The 22,895-nt window shown below is 59.9% G+C and carries 26 protein-coding genes and 1 pseudogene; 18 read left to right on the top strand and 9 right to left on the bottom strand.

The window, feature by feature from the left end; translation table 11 throughout:
• The 5 genes and pseudogenes from ATE48_RS07790 to ATE48_RS07760 form a co-directional block, all read left to right on the top strand.
• Nucleotides 1–1,206, top strand: coding sequence for an ABC transporter permease (locus ATE48_RS07790; RefSeq protein WP_066769809.1), 1,206 nt, complete (start codon nucleotides 1–3; stop codon nucleotides 1,204–1,206).
• Nucleotides 1,203–1,934, top strand: coding sequence for an ABC transporter ATP-binding protein (locus ATE48_RS07785; protein ID WP_066769806.1), 732 nt, complete (start codon nucleotides 1,203–1,205; stop codon nucleotides 1,932–1,934). Before ATE48_RS07790 ends, ATE48_RS07785 begins: the two co-directional genes overlap by 4 nt.
• A gap of 76 nt (nucleotides 1,935–2,010) precedes the next feature.
• Nucleotides 2,011–2,424, top strand: a complete 414-nt coding sequence (locus ATE48_RS07780) for a DUF350 domain-containing protein (protein ID WP_066769798.1) — start codon at nucleotides 2,011–2,013, stop codon at nucleotides 2,422–2,424.
• Nucleotides 2,425–2,679: 255 nt separating this feature from the next.
• Nucleotides 2,680–3,207 carry a hypothetical protein gene (locus ATE48_RS07775; RefSeq protein ID WP_066769796.1) on the top strand — a complete coding sequence of 176 codons (528 nt, stop codon included), beginning with the start codon at nucleotides 2,680–2,682 and terminating at the stop codon, nucleotides 3,205–3,207.
• Between the two features lie 1,285 nt (nucleotides 3,208–4,492).
• Nucleotides 4,493–4,768, top strand: a pseudogene (locus ATE48_RS07760) (IS110 family transposase); the annotation flags it as partial.
• Between the two features lie 613 nt (nucleotides 4,769–5,381).
• Here ATE48_RS07760 and ATE48_RS07750 read toward each other — a convergent pair.
• The gene (locus tag ATE48_RS07750) at nucleotides 5,382–5,837 is read right to left on the bottom strand and encodes a hypothetical protein (protein ID WP_066769786.1); all 456 of its coding nucleotides are present in this window, start codon (nucleotides 5,835–5,837) and stop codon (nucleotides 5,382–5,384) included.
• Nucleotides 5,838–6,238: 401 nt separating this feature from the next.
• On the opposite strand from ATE48_RS07750, the gene ATE48_RS07745 reads away from it, so the two are divergent.
• Entirely contained in the window at nucleotides 6,239–6,478 is a 240-nt protein-coding gene (locus ATE48_RS07745) for a hypothetical protein (protein ID WP_228126848.1), read from the top strand.
• A 505-nt stretch (nucleotides 6,479–6,983) separates the two neighbouring features.
• Nucleotides 6,984–7,475 carry a tellurite resistance TerB family protein gene (locus ATE48_RS07735; protein WP_066769780.1) on the top strand — a complete coding sequence of 164 codons (492 nt, stop codon included), beginning with the start codon at nucleotides 6,984–6,986 and terminating at the stop codon, nucleotides 7,473–7,475.
• A 159-nt stretch (nucleotides 7,476–7,634) separates the two neighbouring features.
• Here the strand turns inward: ATE48_RS07735 and ATE48_RS07730 are convergent, their stop codons facing one another.
• The 5 genes from ATE48_RS07730 to ATE48_RS07710 form a co-directional block, all read right to left on the bottom strand.
• Nucleotides 7,635–8,186 (bottom strand): cytochrome b/b6 domain-containing protein, encoded by a 552-nt coding sequence (locus ATE48_RS07730; RefSeq protein WP_066769778.1) that lies wholly within the window; start codon nucleotides 8,184–8,186, stop codon nucleotides 7,635–7,637.
• Between the two features lie 795 nt (nucleotides 8,187–8,981).
• Nucleotides 8,982–9,899 carry an alpha/beta hydrolase gene (locus tag ATE48_RS07725; protein ID WP_228126847.1) on the bottom strand — a complete coding sequence of 306 codons (918 nt, stop codon included), beginning with the start codon at nucleotides 9,897–9,899 and terminating at the stop codon, nucleotides 8,982–8,984.
• A 251-nt stretch (nucleotides 9,900–10,150) separates the two neighbouring features.
• Nucleotides 10,151–11,056, bottom strand: coding sequence for a subclass B3 metallo-beta-lactamase (bla, locus tag ATE48_RS07720; RefSeq protein ID WP_066769774.1), 906 nt, complete (start codon nucleotides 11,054–11,056; stop codon nucleotides 10,151–10,153).
• 411 nt (nucleotides 11,057–11,467) lie between these two features.
• Nucleotides 11,468–11,605 carry a hypothetical protein gene (locus ATE48_RS07715; RefSeq protein WP_156767664.1) on the bottom strand — a complete coding sequence of 46 codons (138 nt, stop codon included), beginning with the start codon at nucleotides 11,603–11,605 and terminating at the stop codon, nucleotides 11,468–11,470.
• A gap of 349 nt (nucleotides 11,606–11,954) precedes the next feature.
• Complete coding sequence (locus ATE48_RS07710; RefSeq protein WP_066769763.1) at nucleotides 11,955–13,253, bottom strand: NADH:flavin oxidoreductase/NADH oxidase family protein; 1,299 nt, start codon at nucleotides 13,251–13,253, stop codon at nucleotides 11,955–11,957.
• 268 nt (nucleotides 13,254–13,521) lie between these two features.
• Here ATE48_RS07710 and ATE48_RS07705 point away from each other — a divergent pair, with 268 nt between their 5' ends.
• From ATE48_RS07705 to ATE48_RS07670, 6 genes are all read left to right on the top strand, one after another.
• A complete protein-coding gene (locus ATE48_RS07705; protein ID WP_066769760.1) occupies nucleotides 13,522–13,932 on the top strand; it encodes a GFA family protein in 411 nt (136 codons plus the stop codon).
• Between the two features lie 148 nt (nucleotides 13,933–14,080).
• Entirely contained in the window at nucleotides 14,081–14,545 is a 465-nt protein-coding gene (locus tag ATE48_RS07700; protein WP_083197213.1) for a nuclear transport factor 2 family protein, read from the top strand.
• 284 nt (nucleotides 14,546–14,829) lie between these two features.
• On the top strand, nucleotides 14,830–15,261 hold the full coding sequence (locus ATE48_RS07695; RefSeq protein ID WP_156767663.1) for a hypothetical protein: 432 nt from the start codon (nucleotides 14,830–14,832) through the stop codon (nucleotides 15,259–15,261).
• A 158-nt stretch (nucleotides 15,262–15,419) separates the two neighbouring features.
• Nucleotides 15,420–15,800, top strand: coding sequence for a VOC family protein (locus ATE48_RS07690; RefSeq protein ID WP_066769756.1), 381 nt, complete (start codon nucleotides 15,420–15,422; stop codon nucleotides 15,798–15,800).
• Nucleotides 15,801–16,507: 707 nt separating this feature from the next.
• On the top strand, nucleotides 16,508–16,972 hold the full coding sequence (locus tag ATE48_RS07675) for a hypothetical protein (RefSeq protein ID WP_066769752.1): 465 nt from the start codon (nucleotides 16,508–16,510) through the stop codon (nucleotides 16,970–16,972).
• On the top strand, nucleotides 16,969–17,157 hold the full coding sequence (locus tag ATE48_RS07670) for a hypothetical protein (protein ID WP_066769750.1): 189 nt from the start codon (nucleotides 16,969–16,971) through the stop codon (nucleotides 17,155–17,157). The genes ATE48_RS07675 and ATE48_RS07670 overlap by 4 nt, the downstream gene beginning before the upstream one ends.
• A gap of 142 nt (nucleotides 17,158–17,299) precedes the next feature.
• Here ATE48_RS07670 and ATE48_RS07665 read toward each other — a convergent pair whose 3' ends face one another.
• Nucleotides 17,300–18,052 (bottom strand): Crp/Fnr family transcriptional regulator, encoded by a 753-nt coding sequence (locus ATE48_RS07665; protein WP_066769748.1) that lies wholly within the window; start codon nucleotides 18,050–18,052, stop codon nucleotides 17,300–17,302.
• 1,107 nt (nucleotides 18,053–19,159) lie between these two features.
• Here ATE48_RS07665 and ATE48_RS07655 point away from each other — a divergent pair.
• The 3 genes from ATE48_RS07655 to ATE48_RS20000 all read left to right on the top strand — a co-directional run bounded on the left by ATE48_RS07655 (nucleotide 19,160) and on the right by ATE48_RS20000 (nucleotide 20,608).
• Complete coding sequence (locus ATE48_RS07655; protein WP_156767662.1) at nucleotides 19,160–19,357, top strand: hypothetical protein; 198 nt, start codon at nucleotides 19,160–19,162, stop codon at nucleotides 19,355–19,357.
• 76 nt (nucleotides 19,358–19,433) lie between these two features.
• Nucleotides 19,434–20,291, top strand: a complete 858-nt coding sequence (locus ATE48_RS07650) for an RcnB family protein (protein WP_066769734.1) — start codon at nucleotides 19,434–19,436, stop codon at nucleotides 20,289–20,291.
• A 95-nt stretch (nucleotides 20,292–20,386) separates the two neighbouring features.
• A complete protein-coding gene (locus ATE48_RS20000) occupies nucleotides 20,387–20,608 on the top strand; it encodes a hypothetical protein (RefSeq protein ID WP_228126846.1) in 222 nt (73 codons plus the stop codon).
• Nucleotides 20,609–20,620: 12 nt separating this feature from the next.
• Here the strand turns inward: ATE48_RS20000 and ATE48_RS07645 are convergent, their stop codons facing one another.
• On the bottom strand, nucleotides 20,621–20,803 hold the full coding sequence (locus ATE48_RS07645) for a hypothetical protein (protein WP_066769733.1): 183 nt from the start codon (nucleotides 20,801–20,803) through the stop codon (nucleotides 20,621–20,623).
• 255 nt (nucleotides 20,804–21,058) lie between these two features.
• Between ATE48_RS07645 and ATE48_RS07640 the strand changes: the two genes are divergently transcribed.
• On the top strand, nucleotides 21,059–21,739 hold the full coding sequence (locus ATE48_RS07640) for a Crp/Fnr family transcriptional regulator (RefSeq protein ID WP_083197211.1): 681 nt from the start codon (nucleotides 21,059–21,061) through the stop codon (nucleotides 21,737–21,739).
• 306 nt (nucleotides 21,740–22,045) lie between these two features.
• On the opposite strand, the gene ATE48_RS07635 is transcribed toward ATE48_RS07640, so the two are convergent.
• Complete coding sequence (locus ATE48_RS07635; protein WP_066769729.1) at nucleotides 22,046–22,303, bottom strand: GlsB/YeaQ/YmgE family stress response membrane protein; 258 nt, start codon at nucleotides 22,301–22,303, stop codon at nucleotides 22,046–22,048.
• Between the two features lie 267 nt (nucleotides 22,304–22,570).
• Between ATE48_RS07635 and ATE48_RS07630 the strand changes: the two genes are divergently transcribed.
• On the top strand, nucleotides 22,571–22,888 hold the full coding sequence (locus ATE48_RS07630; protein ID WP_156767661.1) for a hypothetical protein: 318 nt from the start codon (nucleotides 22,571–22,573) through the stop codon (nucleotides 22,886–22,888).
• Nucleotides 22,889–22,895: the final 7 nt, after the last annotated feature.

Raw genomic sequence — 22,895 nt, 5'->3', positions numbered from 1 at the left:
GTGTTCGCCTTCACCGTCGCCCGCCGTTATCTCTTTTCAAATCCCTCGCAAACCGCATTGTTGATTGTGGGGGTCGCGCTAGGCGTGACCGCGTTTGTTTTCATCACCGCTCTCATTCAAGGATTGGCGATACGGTTGACCGACGATGTGACCGCTAATAGCGCCCACGTCTCGCTTGAGCCCGTGACGCGCGTGGCGCGTGTTTTACCCAGCCCTGACGCGAATGTTGAATCTGTCGCCATCGTTTCGACGTTCCAGCGCCGCCAGATTCGAGCTTGGGCGTCGACCGTTGAACTCTTGCGTAGCCAGGCATCGGTGTCGGCAATCAGTCCGCAGATTTCGGGGAGCGCCTTTCTAGTGAAAGGTGAGGCGGTCGCGCCGGTCGCGGTGACGGCGGTTGATCCTGCGGGACTGGACGCTATCTCGCCGATTAGCACCGAAATCGTGAGCGGTGATTCGAGCCTTGGCGCTGACGGCATTCTGATCGGCGTTCGATTGGCGGAAAATCTCGGATTGTCCGCCGGCCAACCCGTGCTGTTTCGCACTGATCGAGGTGTAGATCGGCTGCTTATAGTACGCGGCGTTTTCGAGACCGGTTTGCAAAGTCTCGACGAGAGAGTGGCCTACCTCTCGATCCAGACCGCGCGCCCGCTTTTTCTGCTTCCGGAAGGCGTAACGAATATTGAAGTGAAGCTCGTCGAGCCCGCACGCGCACGAGATTTTGCCGCCTTTTTGGCGGAAGCGACGGGTCTGCGCGCAACGTCGTGGCAAGAGAAGAACGCAAATCTGGAAGGCGCGCTCGCGGCCCAAGCGCAGACTGGGACGCTCATCCAAATTTTCTCGCTCATATCCGTGCTTATTGGCATCGCCAGCGCTTTGAGTCTGTCGGCCAACAGACGTAGGGGCGAAGTCGGCATCATGCGCGCGTTCGGCGTCTCGAAGCGCTTTATCGCTGGCGTGTTCGTGTTGCAGGGTTTGCTCATCGGCATGGTCGGCGCTGGGATCGGGTGTCTGAGTGGCTTTGCTCTTTGCTCGTGGCTAGCGACGCTGACCAAACCAGACGGCGCCATGGCGCTTCCGATCGCCCCTAGCGAAGGCGGTTATGTCGCGGTCTTCTTGCTGACCACGATCGGTGCTGTGTTGGCGTCGGTCATCCCGGCGCGCTCTGCTGCGCGGCTTGATCCGCTTGAGGCGATTCAACAATGAACGCCGTTCTTGATGCGCGCGGGATTGGCATGACGTTCCGCAACGGCGATGAACTCACTGAGGTACTGAAGGGCGTCGACCTCACGCTTGAACCTGGAGAACTGGTTGCGCTCCTCGGCGCGTCCGGATCGGGTAAGTCAACGCTTCTGTCGATTGTGGGGCTTCTGCTGCGGCCAACCAGCGGAACGATCACCATTGCCGGTGAGCGTGTAGATGGGCTGTCTGACGGAGAACGCGCCTTATTCCGTAACCGGCGGCTCGGCTTTATTTTTCAGTTTCATCACCTCTTGCCGGACTTCACGGCGACAGAGAACGTGGCCTTCCCAGCGGCCGCACCTGCAGGCGTGGTCACAGTTGCGATGCGCCAGCGCGCACGAGAATTGTTGGCGCGAGTGGGCTTGTCGGATCGCATGGACTTTCCTGCTACTCGTCTGTCCGGCGGGCAGAAGCAGCGCGTCGCTATCGCACGCGCGCTCATGAACAATCCGGAGCTCGTGCTCGCCGATGAACCAACTGGCAGTCTTGATCGTGTCGCAGCGGATCAGGTTCTTGATTTGATGCGGGAGATCAATCGAGAGGAGAGCGCCACCTTCCTAATCTGCACGCATGATGAACATGTGGCCGCACGCTGCACACGTCGCATCAGCCTAAGCGATGGCCGCGTCGAGAGTGTCACAAGCGGGAGCGCTGTTGAAACTGAGCCAACAGAAACCGCACTGAAGGATTAATCCAATCGGCCATTCGCGAATCCAGATCTTTCAGCCTAGGCTGGTTTAGATTTTGGCTGCACTCTTGGTGAGCAACATGACTGACTACGAACCCAGTTTGGCGAACTCTTTCCTCTCCTTTGCGATCTATTTCGGCGCGGCGGTCGCGTTAACCGCGGTGTTCATCCTAACCTACGTTTGGACTACGCCGCACAATGAACTCAAGCTCATGCGCGAGGGCAATGGCGCGGCTGCCCTTGGCTTGACCGGCTCGCTGCTCGGGTTTGTCATTCCACTCGCACTTGTGATCAGTGTGAGCGGCTCATTGATGCAGACGGCGATGTGGGGCGTCGGAGCGCTCTTGGTTCAGACCGTTGGTCAATTTGGGGCGCGGCTGGTTCTTCCCAGTCTGACTGCCGATATTGTCGCCGGAAGGTACTCGGCGGCAATCGTACAGTCCGGCGTCGCGCTCTCATTGGGGATACTGCAAGCCGCATGCTGGACGCCCTAACTGCTCAGCCGACCGGTGCGCCGTGACGCAGGTGCTGGCGGATCCGCCACGAACGGCTGAACTGGAAGGCCGCCTTCCGGCGACACCACGCCATTGCTGGGTGAGCTAGGCCACTGGCTGCTTTGGAGCGCGTAAGCCGGGCGCGAAAATTCGCGCCATGACGCGCCTTGGCTCTTTTGCGACACTGGCCAGCCTGGGCTTGCCTTTGTGGAGCGGGGTCTTTAGCGAAAGTCGACGTTGTGGGGTGGGGGCCAGATGTCGATCTGTCGCGTTTCAATTTCTGCGGTGCTGATAGCTGGGTGCCTCACCGTCGCGGGTTGCAACCCTTCAACCACGACCGCCCCGTCCAGCGTCGAGGCGCCGGCGCGTTTCGTTGAAGGTGATGGCGAGCCCCAAACATGGAGCCCGCTCGCTCAAGACGATCCAGCAATCGCAGCGTTTGCAGTGGTCAAGTTTAACGATCTTCCGGACATGTCGAATATCGCCGCGGTGCGCATGTACGGAATGGCGAGTGGCGATCCGGCCATGAACGGCCTTCGTGTCTATCTGGCCTTCGTCTCACCGCATGATGAGAGGGCTTTTCTTCTCGGCGACTTTCGCGATTATCGCGTGATCGCCGCATCGCCCGGACGCATTGATTTGGAATACGATGAAGATGTTATGGTCGCGGACGAGCCGCAAACCCGCACGCTTCGCACCATCGTCACCTGGACAGAGACCGCGCAAGAACCATCTCCGAATCCAGAATTTCCATCGATGGTAACGATGACCCCGGCGCAGTAGGTCGGCCCGGGCCAATGTTCGCACGCTCGGTGCGCTCTCGTTCGCGCGGTGCTTTGCCGCCGCCGAATAAGCGCCGAGGCTAAATCGGCTATCCAAGATCGAGATTCTCGCGAATGTCCTATTTCGGCGACAACACGCCTTTGTTGCGTGCGCTAAATCGCGGTCCGGTTTGGAGCGTGTAGGTCGGTCGCGAAAATCAGGCGTATGACGCACCCTGGCTCAATCCGGACTCTTTGGATTTGCAATGCACGGGGCTGCGCCAAGACCTTCGCAATACTCTTTCGAAGAAACCAAACTCCAATCGGAGCGAAGAAAATCAAAAGCGCGACGCCCAAAGTCTCGCCCGTATCGGAGTTGCCGGTCGTTAGTGTCACAATCGCCCTTGCGGTGAACCAACAGGTCGCCAGAACGCTAGCGATCCAACTCCACACGGCTACTCTCGCCAATGCGGTCAGGATCGGTTGTCGAGCAAGAGTGGCAATCAAGAACGACATGACGGTCACGTTTGCGAAGGCGCAAGCCGCAAGCGCAAGTACGACGCGTAGTTTGTGTCGTATGGGCCGGGTCGTCCGTGACTCAATTGCGAAGGCCAGCGCAGCCCACCAAACGACAAGCGACAGTCCAAACAGGTGGCTCCAACCGGGAGCCGCGATCCACATCCCATACCCCAGGTCGAAACTCGGCGTCGAAGGTGCAAGCGCCATCGGCGCCAGTAGAAGCGCTGATGCGACGAGGGGCGGCGGCCTAAGACTCGATCCGAGACGGACATCACGCAACCCTCGTAGCGACTCCGGACATTTCGCAGCCGGGTCCGATGTCTGAGTTCTGCGACAACGCGCCGTTGCTGCGGTGGCTAAGCGATTGACCGCAACTGAGGAACTTAGCGAATCCTGATTTGTGCGTTGGCGTACACAATTGCCGACCCGACTCGGTCAAGCATCGTATGGGAGCCGGTTTTCCGGTGTCTGCGGTTTGGCGCGTCGGATGCGTGCCCGCCTTTGGAGGGGACTCGCGATGCGCGCCGCCGATGATTTGCTGCAGCGTTTCGAGCGGGCTTGCGTAGAATGGGGAAGACGCCACTCTCCCGAGAGAGCGAAGGATTTTTGCCTCGGCCAACTAAGCATCGCTGACCGTGATCTCTTGTTTGAAATTCTTAGCCTGATGAATCGCATTGAGAGGCGTCGATAAAGGCAGCGACCGGCAATATGGCCGTTTTCGATGCGGTGGACGGCTCTCCGCCCCGCCTGCAGCGTAAGCCGCAGGTTCGAGCCGGAGGAGAGCACCAATGCAGGCCGTTACGATTGGATTGGATATCGCGAAATCTGTGTTTCAAGCGCACGGCGTCGATAGCACCGGCGAGGTCGCGTTGCGGCGGCGTTTGAGCCGATCGCGATTGTTGGAGTTCTTCGAGAAGCAGGCGCGATGCCTGATCGGCATGGAGGCATGCGCCTCGGCGCATTTTTGGGCGCGTGAACTCTCGCGCCTCGGGCACACAGTGCGGCTGATCCCCCCGAGCTATGTGAAGGCCTACCTCAAGCGCCAAAAGAACCATGCTGCGGATGGCCGGTTCGAGGCGAACCGGCCATGAAGTCAAAGGTCGACTAAGCCGGTCACCGAATTTCGCTCTATGCCTCCGGCTGGATCAATTGAGATATCCAACCTTGGTAAACTGCAAATCGACCGTCTTTGTGAGCAATTGAATTAAGCCTCAGGCGCTATTTTGAGGCAATGCAATGGGTCGATCACGAAACCTATGTCGGGCCTTGCCGCCGTGTCGCGCGACGGCCGCATTTACGACACCGCCGACGCAAGAACACGGCGCAACCATTTGCCCCCAACCCGAGAGAGTTGTTTAGGCACGTGGCCTTCGCTCAGCAGCTTGGTCAAGGATGCAGCGCGCGAACGATGATGCGGATCGAAGCTGGAATCGACCTCGCCGATCGTTTGGGCGATCGCCACTTGGTAAACACGTTTCGCCAGCTTCGCGCCAGTTGTTCTCTTGAATTGATGTAAAGCACTGGGCTGCACCCGGTTGACGACGCCGACTTAGGCTTGCGTACGCGCTAGCGTAGCGAACGACGCTCATCGGCGACGACGCTACCGACGCCGCGGGCGACAGCACCCATCCTCATGAAATCGATGTTCGCGAGGGCGAGCGGGGCGGACACTGCACGCTAGCCGTTTTCGTTCACGCACATCACTGCGTTTTGACGAACAATTTCCGGCGCCTCTGGCTGCCAGCGAAGCGCCTCGGTCTCTCGAACGTCGAAGCAGGCTTCGCTCGTATTTTGATTGAAACCTGCCATCGCGCGGACGAGAGGTTCCATTCCTGGACGCTGCTCAACGATCAACGCGAGGCGGTAGCGCATATTCCAGGGCGAGCCCATTTCTACGCGAGCTGCAAACTGCGTCGGAAGTGCAACGCCCGCCAGTGTCCGAGCATTCTCATATCTACCAAGAAACAGCGATGTGCAGTTGGCTTGGGGGCACAGCTTCTGCGGATCGGTCTCGGATACTGTGTCGGCCACTACCAAGCTCAAGTGACTGGGATTGGCAGGGGCGCCGAACAGCTCAGCGGGCGAAATGGCCGGAACATTGACCACAGCCTGAGCGAATAAGATGGCCAGCATCGAAATCTCCTCTCCCGGCACTTTCGTTCGTTTGCCTCACCGCCCACCCAGACGTCGTCCTCGCGAAGTCCCACAATATCGCAGCTTCGTAATTTACTGTCGATCGCCAGATGACGAAGATCGCCGACGCGCCGCGCCATTTCTCGATAACGTCCGAATTCGACGTCCCCTTGGCGTGCGCATCCTTGTTCGTCCGCAGGCGTCGCGGCGCCGTTGATGTGGGCAAGGACTTCGCCGTTCGCGGAAACGACTAGCGCCGCAATTTCTGCCGAGCGTGATCGCCCTGTGCGCGTTGCCGTACAGACTTGGCAGGCTTTGTCATCCATTTGGACCTACCACACCGCGCTGATGCGGAGGGCAATCCGGTGAATAGGTCAATCGCATCCGAAAGGATGATTGCAGTGCCGCTCGCGGAGTTCGCCGTTCTTTTGGTTTCGCTCTCCATTTGCGTTTGGTCTTGGGATGGCGGCGGTGTTTTGGGGCTCGTGGGTTGGTTGGGCGGCGCGATCGCTACTCCCAGGCGAGCGGAAGGCGTAAGGTTCGATCTTGGTGGCGCGATGGCGGGCCTTTGGGCGGGCGTCATGCTTGGCGGCTTGTTTGGCGGGGGGATCGCGCGATTGGTGGGTTTCAGCCTCTCATAGACGTACCTCGTTCACTTGGACGCGGCTTTATTGATCGGGATCAACGATCGCGACGCGTGATTTTTCGCTGATCGTTCTTCGTGCAACTCGTCACCGTTTAGTCGGTTCGCCTGTTTTGAAAGGGGAGGTTCTCGTGACCCCAATGGATGCATTTGTCGCCCGCGCGAATGCCACGCGCATGCGCTTGCAGCTTGCGACGTCAGTCGACGCTGAAACACAAGCTACGCTCCGACAATTGTTGGAGGAGCAGTTGGAGACGCTCCGAGTTGGCGAAGCCGGGGAGGCTTCAAAGCCGTACTTAGTGGCGCGTGAGAAAGCGTAGCATTTCCGCTTTCGGTGATGGCGCCCCGTATTGACATTGAGGGCCTGACCGGCTCGTCGAGAACGCCGAGAGCTTAAGCCGGGCGTTTCCTTCTAGCCGCCGTGAATCCGAAGCAGCGCGGTTGCGCTCGATCAAAGGTTGGCTCTGCTGGATCGATAGTCAGAATCAATAGGAGAGCGATCCATGGCCGACTTCTTTGTTTCAACCTTAGGCAAGGCCTCTACGGAGGAGGCGCTTGATTGGTCGCAGCTTGTGGGGGCCAGCGCTTCGCGCGCGCCTGGCCATTGGAGCGTGCCGGAAGCGTTTCTTGCGGTCCTCTTTGCCGCCGTCGGCTGCGACGGCGAAATCGCCGCCGTGGAGCAGGAAGAACTGATCGCTCTGGTTCACAGATCGCGCGCCCTGAAGTCGCTTTCGCCTGCGCAGCTAACCGAAATAAACATCCGCATTGTCGAGCGCTTGCGTGACAGTGAAGGCGCCCTGCGCGAGGCGTGCGCAGCTCTGCCTGACGAGATGCGGCTGCCGCTGTTCGCGCACGCTCTGGACCTCGTTTTAGCGGACGGTGATTTGACCGAAGACGAGGCGGACTTTCTCAACGCGCTGATCCTTTATCTCAATCTCGACGGAAAGAGCGTTGAGCAAATTGCTGAAGTTATGACTTTGAAGAACCGCTTCTAGCCGGCGGCGGCGGCGGGGGGGGCGCTTTCCGGCCCCATCGACGATTGCAAACGAGCGGTGAACGGCTCGAAGTGAGGAATGTCGCCTACCGGCGAGATCACGCCGAACCTCAACAATCAATGTGAATGGCTGATCTAGATGTCGCCTGCCGCTGGCCGCTTACTTTTTGCGTGGCTCGGCAAACAGCATGAACCGCGCCAGAGGCCGCTTGAAAAGTAGCAAATAGGTGACGTGCAAGCCGACTAGCAGGACGAGCAGATTCGCCAGCAATTCGTGGATTTCCGCAACGACGCCTTCTTCTTCGTCTTCGCCTGATTCACGTACGCGTTCATCGTATTCGCGGTCCTGTGTTTCGCCAATGATGGCGCTCGCGTAGACAGGCGACGTTCCGGCCACGCCGATTGCGCGCCCTCGATCCATCACGATCCCTGTTCCTGTGACTCCCAGCAAACTTATTGCAATCGCCAGCAATAAAGTTCGGCTTATTGCCGGGTGGGTCATCGCATTGCCGAGCTTCATCCCCTCGAAATGCGGATAGAACCGCATAAGGCCCAGCTGCGGAGCTCCTGTGAGCGCCAGGGCGAGCCGCAGCACGATAACCGCAGCAACGCCGTAACCGAACCACGCGTGGATTCTGCCCCACTCAGCGCTTAGGTAGGCCGCGATCGCCAAGACCGCGAGGAGCGCGTGATACGCTCTCAGTCGATGCATTACGGCTAGCATAGAGGCCTCTGGGTACTACGCGATTGTCAGATGGACCGCGGGGCGGCAAAAGCGCGTTCAAGGCCAACAGGCCCCATCAACTTATGTTCCGCTACCGGTCGCCTCCGATCTTGCGTCAGATCAAATTAGGGAAAGTGTCGCGATCGTCTCGGCAATGCTTCGTGTTGCTGCGAACGATCTGCAATGGAGGCTTTCGGCGAGACCGTGCCGTTCACGCGGGCATTGTATCCTTCGCGTACCTGGTCAGCGGCGTTGGCATGCTAGCCGTTGTCTTCACCATTGCCCCGATCGTGCTCTTGAGCGGGACGCTCGCAACCACGTCCATTGCGCTGGGCTCGTGGCAAGGAATGCTCTTAGTTTCAGGTGCCGGATTGCTCTTGGTCCCGCTTCCGGTCGTTGGGCGGGGCTCCTTACGCTGCGCTTGTCCGCATTGCACGACATCATTGTTCGAGCCTTCACTTATCCCACTGCGCCCACCGTGGAGTTGGGTTTCAAGACCTATGGGAATTGCGAGGCGCTATCTGCGCGGTCAGCGTGATTGTCTGAAATGCGGAGCGCCGCTGTAGGTCCACCTTCGGCGCAAAGCAGCCGGATGCTCTACCGCTGAGCTACTACCACCCTCCAGGTTTTGCGAGCGACAGGCGAGGAGTCGAACCACGCGACCTCCGACCGGCGTGGGCGATATCACGACCAACGCGGAATGTCCGCGTCCGGCGATCCTGAGCCGAATTGACAAGCAGGGCGCCGTTGTCTTGATTGGAGCGCGCTGACCACTAAAGGGTGTCAGCCTATCCAACGAAGGATTGCATCGCAGACGGCGTTGTCGCTCTCGCCGCCGAGCGCAAAGCTCGCCATTGGATCGAGCCCAGGCGCCGCTCGCTTGTAGAAGTGCTGCAGCTCCGGAAATCGCGCGATCTCGGTTGGCAGGCCAGAGCGTGCGGCGGCGAGTTGATCTACCTGCTCGGGCGTCACTGATTGGTCGCGCCCGCCCTGCACCAGCAGCACGCGCGTGCCCACCCGCGCGACGGCTTCTCGCGGATCAACGGCGTCGACTTCACGCAGGTAGGTGAGCGCCTGTGGCGGCATGGCAGCCAACCCCGCAAGCATCGGATTGCGTCGCGCGTCGGCGCTCAGCGCACGTGCGGCGCGGATGTCATCGACGGCTTGATCAAAGATGGAAAGGTCGGGGGTCGTGCCAGGCGGCGCCATCGCGGCCGCTTGTCCCCGCATGATGTCGAGCAAGCGCAAGGCCGGCCCGGAGAGGCTGACGACGCCTTCGAGAGAGATATCCGGCTCGGCCGCCAACAACGAGGCCACGAGTGCACCCTCGCTGTGACCGGCGACAAAGGCGGGCAAGTCCGGCGCAGCAGCGCGCATGTGCGAAAGCGCCGCGCGCGCTACGACTAAACGCTGCGCAAAGCGCTGATGCACGAGCGCCTGCGTTGCATCAATGGTCTCGCTGCCGGTGCCAGGGCCGATCTTGGCCTGCCGCATCGAGACGATGCCGCCCCGCGAAAGTTGGTGTGCAAGATCACGGTAGAGGTGGGGACGCACATTCCAGGCTGGGTAATCTCCGTCAACATCGCTGAAAAGCGAGCCGGGCAATAAAAGGATGCAGGCGCGGGCCGCGCCCCGCGGACGCGTGATACGCCCGGGCAGGCGGACGCCATCAACGATAAGTGTTGCGTCCTCTTCGTTCATGGGACTCTCCTGAGCGGCCGCTGCACCCATTGTGGATGCGCACGCCGCCGCGATTAAGGTACGGCGATGCATGCACATTCTGATGAGGCCGGCCCTAGGGGCCGGCTCAAGAGGAATTTTAAGTGCCTGCCGAATGACCATCGTCGGTGATTGTGAGACGCATTGCCGAGCAGGGCACGAACGGCTCGATCGGAGCGCTCCAGCCATTCAGAAAAGTTGCGACAGGCCAGCCCCAAGCGTGGCCCGTCAAATCAGTGCGCCGCGCCTTGCTGGCGCGCGAACTCCGCTTCGAAGGCAGCCTCAAGCGCCACGTTGAAAGCGCTTAAGGCATTTGCATCGACGAATGCGTTCACGTCGCCGGCGCGCAGGCGGTCGCGCCTGGCATCCAAGTCGAAGAAATTCTCATGATTGCCCAAAAAGACGTCAGCGCGCATCTCGCGCACGCGGGCGAACGTCGATCGAAACGCCGCGACCATTCCCGGATAGGACTCTGGCACGAGTGATTGCCCCGCAACCGTCGCGCTGCAATGGAAGAAGACTGTATGACGCGCTCCGTCGTTACCGGTGACGTCCATCGTCCATGAGGTGCATCCCTCGGTATGGCCGGGCGTCAGATGCGCGGTCAGCGTCACGCCGCCGAGGTTTAAGCTCTCATTGTCGCCGATCACGCGGTCGACACGAACGGGCGGGAACCGCATTCCTGCGCTTGGCCCATAAGATATGTCGCCCGCTTCCAGCACCGGCCTGTCCGCGGCGCTCGCCACCATTGTCGCGCCGCTCAAACGCTGTAACCCCGCGAGGCCACCCGCATGATCGAAGTGCGCGTGGGAGTTCAACAGGTACTTTACGTCTCGGATATCATATCCGAGCGCGCGGATATTGGCGGCAATCTGCGGCACGCTTTGCGGCAAGATGCCATCGATCAAGAAATGCCCTTCAGGTGTCGTGATCAGGAACGAACTCACACCGGCCGTCCCGACATAGTGGATATTGCCGATCACCGTGAACGGCTCATAGGGCTCGTTCCAACGGCCGTTGATCGCATACTCATTCAGCGGTGAGCGCTCGGCGGCTTCAATTTCGGCGTCGCTCGACAAAGGCGGCGGAGCGGACGCACAGCCAAGCACAAACAAAGCGGCGATAAGGATCAATCTCATGCGGGCGGTCTAACAGCTCTGCTGCACCGGGCAAACCACGCCCCCACCGCGTGACGGCTCAGGCAGGAGACTTGTCGAGAGAGATGCACGGGAGAAGGAAGGCGCTGTGCCATCCGATGGTGCGAAGAGTGGCTTCGGCTGCCTCGCGCGGCCCGGGCAGAACCCGACAGGTCCACAAATTCTTATACGCCACGTATCCGAGACGCAATTGCATGGCGTGAAGCGTATGCCTTGCAGCCCCGTCTTGACAGCGTCCACAGTCGGCGACGACACGCCGTTGCTGTGTGCGCTAAATCACTGTCCGCTGTGGAGAGCTTTCTCACTGTCCTCGCTCCACGACCTCAAATTAAGGTGCGTGTTGCGCTCACCATTTGAGACCGCCAGAGAGTAGGCCGGTCGAAGGAGCGCGAGTTATTCTGCTATGTCCTGAGGCGTGTAGCGAATTGGCGTGCCGTTGTTGGTGATCCTCACGAGATCAATTCCGTCCTCGCAGGCCACGCGTGTAGCGTAGGCCAGTACACTCCCCGCGATCGTGCTGAGATCCGTCATGAGGAGCTTCCAGTGCCAAAAGCCGGCTGCGTCGCGAGTGACAAGAAAATGCATGCTTGAACGTAACATGCTGTGGCGCCCGCCTCGGGCTAGGTCTGGCGTCGGACATTGAGCGGTGTCACGCTCGCGTGGTTGCCACTCGCCGAAACGTCGCAAGAAAGCCGTTGGTAACGCGGACCGCCTCCCTGCTAGCTTTCTCGATAGTCGGATTCGCGCCCTCACCTCGATGATTTCGTGGACCCGTGAGCCAAGGGATGAGTGACCGCCTCCGGCGAGAGTGCGCCGTCAGCGGTTGCCAGGGCTTGTGTCCGATTTGGATCGTCCCTGCCGTTTGGCAGCATGCGTGAAGCTAATGCGCTTGCGGGTCGTAATTTGCCATCCATTCTCGCTGGCAGCGTTGCTCGGAACTGATGGCCTGGAGCAGCCCCAAAGCAAGCTTTGGCGGCTCGCCGCGCGCAAGCCGGCGAAGTTGCTGATATTGCCAATAGAGTGCCCCAAACCCGTTGGCGGCTCGAACCAATGTGAACGGAGATTTCGGGCCGAACACACCGGGGCCAAGCCGTAGACGATCTTCATAGCGGTCAAGCGCCGCGGCTCCATCGAGTAGTCGGCGAGCAGCGTCTGGGTCGACAACCATGGGCCTAGCGATGCCGACGAGCGCAATGCCGTCATTGGCGATAGCGTCATTCATCGCTTGAGATGTTCGCAATCCGCCGGTCACCATCAGCGGAAGTTTCAGGTGGCCGCGCATCTGGACAGCAAAATCCATGAAGTAGGCTTCGCGCGCGGTAGTGGACGTCGGGAGCCCGGTAAGATCTGGCTTTTCGACACCCTCCAATTTCATCATTCGCGGTTGTTCGTAGTTGCCACCCGAAATCTCGATGAGATCGACGCCCTCTCTTTCGAGCCACCCAGCAACTGTGAGGCTTTCCCCGGGCGTGAACCCGCCTTTTTGAAAGTCAGCGGAGTTTAGTTTGACTGCGACGGTGAAGTCCTTACCGACGCTCGCACGGATTGCGCGAACAATCTCGAGGAGCAAGCGAGCCCGGTTCTCAAGCGAGCCTCCCCACGCATCTGCGCGCCGGTTGGCGAGCGGTGACAGAAACTGCGAAAGGAGATAACCGTGAGCGGCGTGTATCTGAACGCCTGTGAACCCAGTCTCTCGCGCCACTGCTGCGGCCGCTGCGAAGCGTTCTACGACAAGCGCTATTTCTTCCTCTCGCAGAGGCACAGGAACGCCGTACAGTTTTCCAGGCAGAGCAAGAGGCGCCGATGACGGCGCCTTTGGCGTGGGGTTCACCAACGCAGGCGTCTGGCGCCCGGCATGGCTCAACTGCATCCACACGCCTGCGCCGCCTGCGCGCGCGGCTTGACTCCAGCGCTTGAGCGCTGACTTCGCTTGTTCGCCTTGTGAGCCGGCAATCACTACGTTGCCCGGTCGTTCAAGGTGCTCGGCGTCGACTTGAACATTGCCGGTTATCAAGAGACCGGCGCCGCTGCGCCCCCACGCTTCATACAGGCGGACAAGCCCCTCGGAGGCATGACCGCGCCAGTCGGCTAGGCCTTCGGTCATCGCCGCCTTCGCCAAGCGATTGGGCAGCGTCTCGCTCGGCAATCGAAGCGGCTGGGTAATTGCGGAAGTGGCCATCGAATTCCTTGGGGCGCCGAGGCGCGGCAAAAGACAGGCTTACAGAGCAGTAGTACATGGTGCAGGCCAACCGAAGCCACCCAATGGCGGATAACGGCGACAACGCCGCGCAGCGTGTCGAATGTGATCTACGGCATCAATTGAGCGCGCCCGCCATTCAAGTAACTTGTTGGTTGGACGGGCCGTGGTCCAATTCTGCCTGTCGGATGACGTGCTGGAGTTTGGCACGTCGGCATGTCACTCGTGGTCTTCTTTCGGGGAGGCTCACATGAAAATTGAAGGCGGTTGCTACTGCAAGGGTGTGCGCTATCGGGCGGAGGGCGAGCCGATCATGCGCGCGGAGTGCTATTGCCGCGAATGCCAATACATCACAGGCGGAGGCAATCTCATGATGATCGCCATGCCGTCCTCCGGATTCGAGATCACCAAGGGCGCTGTCAAAGACTATAAGCGCGCTGACTTGCCGAACGGCGTGACGCGCCAGTTCTGCCCCGAATGCGGCACGCATTTGTTCACGCGCGCGCCGGGGTTCGACATCGCCGTTATCATCAAGCTCGGCACGCTGGATGATTTGTCGCTCTACGGCAAAGCCGACAGCGCCAACTACGTTTGCGACGCGCAGCCCTATCACCGGCTGCCGGACGACATGCCAAGGTTCCAGAAGTGGATGCACGATTAGCGGCTGCATCAGCCAATTGGGAACGTGTCTGTTCATCTCGCGAATGACGCGTTTCGGCGAAGATTGCGCCGAATAGGTCGTGCATGCGAGAATGACTACTATTGAGAACGACCGCCGTCGGTAACAGTGTGGCCCTCCGGGAGGTCTCGTGCGCGCACTTTGGCTGGCTCTTGCCTCTTCGCTGTTTGTCGCTGCCTGCGCGCATACGAGCGTTGGGGCTGGTTCTGTCGGACCACAATGTAGTAGCCGGCAAATAGTGCTGGCGTTCTACAATCAGGCCCTGATTGAGCAACATCCGCGCCCTGCGTTCGAGCGCTATGCCTCGCGCTCCTTCGTTGAGCATAAGCCCGACGTGCCGCAAGGGACGCGGGAGGCGACTATCACGTTCTTGGAAGAGCTGATTGCCAGTACGCCTCGTCCACGATGGGAAATTCTCCGAACAATCGCCGAAGGCGATATGGTGTTTGTGCACGCACGGTTCAGTCCCGCGGAAGGCGCTGCATATTACGCGATTGCGGACGTGTTCAGATTGCAGGACTGCCTGATCGTTGAGCACTGGGATGTCGTTTCTGGCCCGCCTGCTAGCTCTGAGAACCCAAACGACCGGTTCTGACTCTTCTCGAGGGCAGGTTTCGGCGAGATCACAACGTTGCTGCGAGCGCTAATCGACTGACTGCAGTCGGGAGGCTAGGCCAGTCGCGAAATTCGTGTCGATGACGGTCGCTGCGGACACTCATGCCTCCGCCGTGTTACTGTCGATCTATGCGGAACATGCTTCTTATTATCTGCCTTCTGGCCACTTCGTGTACTGCGCCCCAGCAAAGCATGGAAAGCGGAGCCGCAGTCGCACTCGATGCGTGCTCCGCACGGACAAGTCGCACCATAACTGGTGCGGAGATGCCGGTGTATGTCGCCACTGCGTACGCGGTGGGGCCTGATTGCACGAATGTCGCGGTGCTCTTGGTAGTCAGGTTGCGGGACGACGTCCGCCACGTGGACGCCATAAACGCACGGGACGGATTGGCCTCAAGCATCGATAACGCGGCACAGTTGCAGGATTTCTTGCGCGACTGGCTCGCGCCCCGCGCCGCATCACTGACATCGGCACAGCTTCCCCCGTGGTCTCCGGACTCCGAAGAAACGACCCAACTCACTACCGATGAGAACGGCAACTTCTTCACGCCCGCCGTAGGTCGCGCGTGGTACGCGCGGGTTCGCGCCATGGATGTCCCTTTGCTGTGTTATGCGCGGGTTCAGGGCAACCTAACTTGCTACGCGTTCGTCAACAGCGGCCTGGAAAAGATCGGTGCGTATGAGCATGAAGACTGACGTCGGTTTTCGCCGATCGTGAGCCGAATTGACGGGCAGGGCGCGAGCGGTTCGAATGGAGCACGCGCGCTATCCGCGAAAATTGTCTGATGGCGCGCGGTTGGCCCAAAACGGCCATGCGCACTAAAAGGTACACTCGGTGTTCTGCGGAGCAAGGAATGTCGGAAAGCGAGTCTGTTGGCGCATTCGCCATAGTGCCGAGTAACGACCTCGCCGCTGCGATACCCTTCTGGGAGCGCTTAAGCTTCTCACGCGACGGCGGCGACGCGCAGTACGTCATCATGACGGGCTGGGGTTGCGAAGTGCACCTTACCCAGGCGGGCAGCGGCCCATGGCGCGTTCCGTCTGAGAACAATCCCTTTGGTGTTTTCATTCGGACGCCAAATGTTGCCGCGATAGCAGCGCGTGTCGATGATCTCATCATTCGACCCGGTGGCGTTCTTCGCCACCGTGAATGGGGAATGTACGAAGTTGGCGTCGCTGGTCCCGACAATCTTCTAGTTCGGATCGGATGGCCGTCTTCGCTGATGAATTCCTAGGAACAATATTGCGGGAACTGAAGTGTCCGCAATCGGCGACATCGAGGAGGCGCGAGATGGAACATGCGCAACTGTGCAAGCTTAGAGACGTTCAACGGTTGAATAATCGAGTGAACGGCCCATGTCTAAAGAGTTGATCGTTCGACTTCGCATCAATCAGCCGATGTGCCGACCTGATGCAAGGGCCTGAGCCCATTGCTTGGTCAGGTATTCCTCCATGAACTACTCCATATGTCTTCTCGGTGCGGGCGGTTGCACGCAGCGCACTTCATTCGGTCCATTTGAGGACGACGCGGCCGCGCTCGCACAGGCGCGCACGCATGTCTGTGGTTCTCCGATTGTCGAAGTCTGGAAGGATTATCAGCTTGGCGCGCGGCTTTTTCGCGACCCGCCCTCGACGGAGGCTCTGCGATGAAGATCGCGCCAACTCACTTGGCCCAGACCCGGGCGCACCAGGACTTGGCATCCTGGGAGAATGAAGGCGGCTCGACCAGATCTGTCGCAAAAACCACTCAAGCTAGGGTCGTGACAATCGGATGGCCGCCCGCGAGCGTCATCAATCCAATTCCGGCTACGCTATCCGGCGCCGACAAAGGCATGGCGGACACAAATTCTCTGACCATGATGCGGGTCTCGCTGCTGCTGCTCGTTCCCGCGTTGGGGAGCTTGGCCATTTTTTGGGGAGCGGTCGCCGCGAATGGCCCACGATGACGCCGAGCAAGTATCGGAGGGCGCTGGCTGCAGCGCGCGCGATGTTGTTGGTGGGCGCTGCATGCATTTGCGCTTGTGCGCCGGCAGTATCGCAAGCGCCGCCTAGCGCGGCGGAAGTGGAACAAGCCCATTTGCAGGCGCCTGCTTTGCGCGTGAGCTTTAATGTGAAGTTTCAGCCGTCGCATGCTTTGAGAGGGGCGCAGGCGCTTGAGGGAGCCGGCCGCCACGACGAGGCCGCGACCTTGCGCGATGAGATCGCGTTTCATGGCCTTTGCTTTGAACGCCTTACTCTCGGCGGCGCTGAATTCGTCATCAGCGTATGCGCGCCTCTGTCTTTGGAAGATTCATTCGTCACGCAGCGCTTTTGGCTCGAACACTTGGGCGCAACGCCCGGCATCATCTTTGTCGAACGCAATCTGGTGGCGGATCACGATGATGCGGTGAAAGCGTTTCCGTTGTGACCGGACCCCGTTCCACGCTTTTGATCACCTTCCGGCACGGTATCTGGCGCGTCTGGCTCGATGGGAAATTCTTCGGAGACTATCGCGCCAAGAGCCAGGCTATGGAAGCAGCAAAATCGGCGCAATCTGCCATGGCGACAATCGGACGGATCGCAGAGATCGCCGACAAGACGCAATCACCCTAAGCGAAAGTATCGAAACGGGGGCGCGCCAACGCGCAGCGAATGGCGAGGCGTGACAACGCGTCGGCCACGAGTGCGTTGGCGCTTCTGTTTGTCACGGTGCGGGGGGCGCCGCACGAATGACTGAGTTGAGCAGCGGTCCGGGTCACCATGTTGACGGGAGGCCGGCCGGCCTCGGATTTTGCGGGTATTCGGCAAACAAAGCGCGATATTCGCTTGCTACAGCCTCGTAACACTCGCACGCCGCGTTCTCTAAGCCGACCCGATCAACGATTGTGATCTTGCCGTGCTGATAGCGGATAACGCCTGCTTTCTGCAGCGTGCCTGCGGCGATGCTGACCGTGGAGCGGCGCACGCCGAGCATGACGGCGATTAAGTCTTGGGTCAGCGACAGCTCCGCCACGTCACTGCGGTCGTGCGCGGCGAGCAGCCAGCGGGCGAGGCGCTGGCCTAATTCGTGATGGGCGTTGCACGCGGCGGTTTGCGCTACCTGAACGTGAAAGACGTGGGTGTAGCGCAGCAGTAGATCGTGCAAATGCGGCGCGCGCGCCGCCACATCGTTGAGAGCAGCGGCGGACATGCGATAGGCGCCGCCGCCGGTCTGGCACATGGTCTCGCTGTAAGAGTTGGTCGCGCCCAGGATTACTGAAACGCCAGCGACGCCTTCCGAGCCAATCAGGCCGATCTCGAGCGGTTGCCCGTCAGACAGCATAGTCAGCGCTGAGATGAAGCCGCTTTCGACAAAGAAGACAGAGATGATTTTGTCGCCGGCTCGGTGGAGCGACTCGCCGAGCGCCAGCTCAACGCGCGTGAGGTGCTCAGCGATGATAGCAAATTCCGCAGGCGGGAGCGCCGCGAGAATGCGGTTTCGGACAGTGGTTTGAATGAGGCGAGACATTAGGGCTCCTTGGCGGGAGCACATGCATCTCTCAGTCGATCCGGCGCCGATGAGGTGAGGAACGATACAAGTACAATGCGCCAAAGCACAATGTGGCGCCAGTGGATGTTGCGTCACGGCTGCAATTAGCTGCCGGATCTGTGCGGTATCGCACACCACTACGGACGTTGTGTGATTTGATCCAGTGAGATTGCGCGATGCCGCACCGACGCGGTGGCCTCGATGTGCAAGGAGGCGTTATCGTTGGTGCGATAGTCCCCCCGACCGCCACCGGCGCTTTTGGAGCGGCTCCTTCGCCACCGGGGGAGCCGTTTCTTTTGCGCCGAAGTGCAGTGGGTGCGCGCCCAACAATCTTCTGAGCGATCGCGCACGCAGTTGCAGATCATTAATTCCGCTCGTCATGGACTCGGCCTGATTGGCGCATAGTTCTTGGTTCTCGGAGCGCCGAACCTTGCGTGCGCTTATCCTTGATAGTTCGAGCACGCGCGCGTGCGGAGAATTGGCATGCGCTCTCTTCATCGATCTTGGTTTCAGCGCCTTCGCTTGGAGGCGGTGAAGCGGAGGATGTCGCGAGCGCGTTGTGTCGCACTCGCCATTCCATTGGTCCTGGGGGCGCTCATGCCTTTCAGAAATGTGGCTGCCTCCGTCTGAATGAAAGTGAAGGCCATGACAGAACGAAATTGCATGCTCGCGTATTATCGCTTCTTTGGCGTCAACGACGGCGATCGAGTAATTTGGGAAGACTCTGTAACTTGCTTTGACGACGCGGAGGCGGTTGCCGTCGCCCAGACGCGATCGGGCGCAGGCGTATCTATAGAGGTATGGGAGGTCGGGCGGTTTGTCGGACGCGCGGCGGCGCACTGAATCTCTTCTGACCCGCCTCTTCTGTGACCGGCGCCACCATGAAGGGCAAGCGGCCTCCCGCAGGAGGCCGCCCCGCGTACTTAGCCGGGCCAAAGACGAGTCGCCGGCCGGCTCAGACTGCGAAGCCCCCCGGCTCCGTTGCGCTGACTAAGCGCGATCCGAACGCCTGTCTGTGCGATGGCGCGCAGACGACCGGGCCTGATGCGACTTATACACGACAATCTTTCCATCGCGGCGATCAGCATGAACGATGATGCTCTCTTCATGACCATGCGCCAACGGGCGTACGAGCTCGCAGAAACTGGCCGCTACAAACATTGGGCCAAGGTGGCGACAGTGTTGCACGCGGAGGGCTTTGTCGATTCTCTCATCCGACGATTGGAGTGCGACGGCCTTGCCGTGATGATGATCACACGTTGCTGCGACCAAGCGAGAGAATGAGCTTCTTGCCTCGCATGAGAATGGCGGCCCCCTTCGTCACTCTCGCGCGTTGATCGAGGTTAGAAAGAACCTCCCAATGAACAGAAACACTCTCCTCACCGCAGTCGCGGCGGTGGCGCTCGTCTCTCCGCTTGCGATCAGCTCGGCATCAGCCCAGCAAGACTTGCTGCGCAACCAGATGGTCCAGCATGCTCAATACCAAAGTCCAAGCCAGCAGGTGCAAGATCGTGACGATCGAGACGAAGCGCGCAGAGGCGATCACCGCGAGCGCCGGGAGTCTTGGCGCGACGACAATCGGGACGCCCGATGGGACGATAATCGCCACAACGGCTATTATCAGAACGGCCGCTGGACCTATGGGCCGCCATCTGCCGACCGTTATGGGCGCGCGAACTTCCAGTTGGGCTATCGTCCCTGGGCGGTAGGTCAGTCTTTGGGTGGCTACTACCGCAACCGGTTTGAACCAGTTGATTATCGACGCGCGCAATTGCGCCGTCCTGGACGCGGTCTAACTTGGGTTCAAGATGATCGCGGCGATTTTCTTCTCATCAACCGCTCCGGCCGGATCATTGGCGTCGTGATCGGCGGTGCACGGCCTTATGATCGGCGTCAGAACTGGCGCGACACAAGGGATGATGCACGTTGGGATGATCGCCGTCACAACGGCTATTATCGCAACAATCAGTGGAACTTCGGTCCGCCACAGGGACGCTACGAGCGCGACGAGGTGGTTTATGGCTACCAGCCGTGGCAGCGAGGCGAGCGCTTAGGCTATTACCAGGATCGCTATCAGGAAGTGGATTATCGCACCGATCGTCGTCTACGTCCGCCGCAGCAGGGCTATCATTGGGTGCGCAGTGATGGCGGTGATCTTCTACTTGCCGCCATTGCGGGCGGGTTGATCTCGCAAGTGATCCTCAACAGTACGCGCTGAGCACTCGATCAATGAAGCGCCGTTCCCGGTCATCCGGGAACGGCGTCTTTTGTTCCGGCAACGAGTCCTCAACATCAAGTCGAAGGAGTCGTCGCGTGCGATATACAATCGAGTACCTAAGCGGCCCATCGGGGAAGCGATCGATCTGCAGCACTGCATCTTCGGACTCCTCACTGGCGGCCGCTGTATTGCAGGCACGCATCGGCGCAACGGATGCCCGCATTCGCCACCATGCAAACGGCTTCCGAATCCGAGAGCAACGCCAGCGCGGTGAAGTCATGATCGAAGAGAGTTTCTGGGGCTTCACTTCGCGCTGACCCGGCAATCGCTCAGCCATCATCGTCCGGCGAGACGATCTCCAAAGGATCGTGAGGATCGGGCCCGTGATGGAGAACTTGATCCATGTCATCGCTATCGATGCGTTGTCCGCATACGTCGCAGACCGTGAATTGCTTTGGCCTTTCCGCGCCGGAGTAGCCAGGAAACTTGGGCAAGTGTGGCAGCTTTCGCATCACCGCCTCCTAAATTGCGATTCGGCACTGGCATCGAAAATGGCAGATCGGTCGGCCATGTATGTACGGCGTCGTACAATCCTCGATCTTCGCCGGCTCGCGATGCAGCAAATGTGCGGTTCCGTACTCAGCGGGCGGCCTTGCGAGCAGCGTGGTAGGGGCCATGTCGTGGGTATCGCTCGCCAGTCATTGGGCGCGAGCGGCTAGGAGACGTTTAGCTCTTGCCCTGGAAGGCAAGAGCTTGTGTCGATCTCAGTGCGGAATCAGTTGCTTCTGGGACTTAGCAAGTCCGATCGCGCGTTATTGTGGCCTCGCTTGGAGCCGACGACGCTCGATCGCGGCGCTCAGATTGAGGACGCCAACACGCCGATCCGGTTTGTCTATTTTCCGGATGACAGTGTGATCTCGGTGGTTGCGCGTTCGACGTACGATCAGATCGAGACCGCGTTGATAGGCCGTGAGGGAATGTCGGGGACCGCGGTTGTGCTTGGCAACCACCGCTCGCCCTATGACGCTTTCGCGCTACTGCCGGGCAGCGCTCATCGTATCAGCGCCAAGAACCTACGTTCAGTGTTAGATGCCCGCAGATCTTTGCGTCAGCGCTTTCAGCGCTTCGCACAGGTATTGACGGTGCAGATATCGCAGACCGCCTTTGCCAATGGCACCGCTCGGATTGAGGAGCGCTTGGCGCGATGGCTTCTCATGGTCCAAGACAGGCAGGATGACAATGAGATCCGGCTGACCCACCAAGCCATCGCCGCTATGTTGGGTGTTCGGCGATCTGGCGTGACAGATGCGTTGCACGCGCTGGAGGGAAGGGGCCTCCTGCATGCAAGCCGTGGGCTGGTGACTGTCGTCAATCGCAGGGGGCTCATCGGGCTCGCCAGAAAAATTTACGGTGTGCCGGAGGCTGAGCACCGCCGGCTCATCGAGTAGACACAAAGCCCAAGCTCTCTGGTTCTGCCATCGATGACTAGAGCCAGGGCTAGGACCCGCGAAGGCAGCGATGCTTTCGGTGGCGTGCCCACGGCACGCTGTGATGTGTACGGTACCGTACGCAAGGGGTGTGGCCATTGTGGCCGTGATAGAAGGCGGTCGGGCGGCGCGCCTTGACGGCCCCGTTCGATTTGGTAGGCGCGCCGATCTCGCCAGACCGGCCGGTTGGCGCGCCTATTCGTTCAATAGCGCTCTGCAACGTGGCCGGATTCGCTCGCCGATGGCGTACGATTAGAACGATGGTTGTTACGCCGAGCGGCGAACGACATTGAGCAGCAGAAGCAGCACAATGGCGCCTACGGTCGCGCCAATGATGGCGCCTACAATGCCAGCGCCAACGGCGATGCCCATCTGAGCGAAAATCCAGCCGCCGATAAATGCGCCGATGATGCCGACAACGATATTTCCGACGAGTCCCAGGCCGTAACCTTTGACAATGGTACTGGCGAGCCAGCCGGCGATCGCGCCTACGATGAGCCAGAGAGCGAGAGTTTCAACCGACACCGGAACGCTCCTTAAATGATTGCGACGCAGAACGAATGCCGATCTAGCTCTGGTACGCGGCAGGTTCTGTTGCGAGTTCTGAAACGACCCTCCAGCGCGGCGGGCGGGAAGCACGCACTGGAGGACCGCTCAGTGAGGGTCGGGTTAGGCTGGGCGTGCTCCCGACCTTTGAGGTTACCGCACAGCAGCGAGGTGGGCGTCACACGTCAGCGGACGCGACCGGCGTTTGCGCGGCAGCAATAGAGGCCGATGCTCTGAGGTGACGTGATGAAGCGCCTCGGCTTCAATGTTGGCGTCGAATATTTCTCCGCATCCGGGACAGATTCTCAGCAGCTCTTGATGGGCGATGGACATAGGGTTCTCCGCAACGACGAGAGAACCCTAGATCGCGGCGCTGTGGATATCGGTGCGAAGCCGAACAGACCGCGATTACAAATTATCTGTCGTCTATCCTGCGGACTGCGGCCTATCGCCGGTGGTGAGTTGGATTTGACAAATCTCTACAATCGCAACCGCTCACCGAAGCCGACGACGCGGACCATCAAGCGCATGCCACAAGTGAAATTGCGGCAGCCGATCGATTGAGTTTGAT

Source organism: Candidatus Viadribacter manganicus, assembly GCF_001679665.1.
Lineage (GTDB): Bacteria > Pseudomonadota > Alphaproteobacteria > Caulobacterales > Aquidulcibacteraceae > Vitreimonas > Vitreimonas manganica.
The sequence above is the reverse complement of the archived record's forward strand: the minus strand, read 5'-3'. Positions and strand labels throughout refer to the sequence as shown.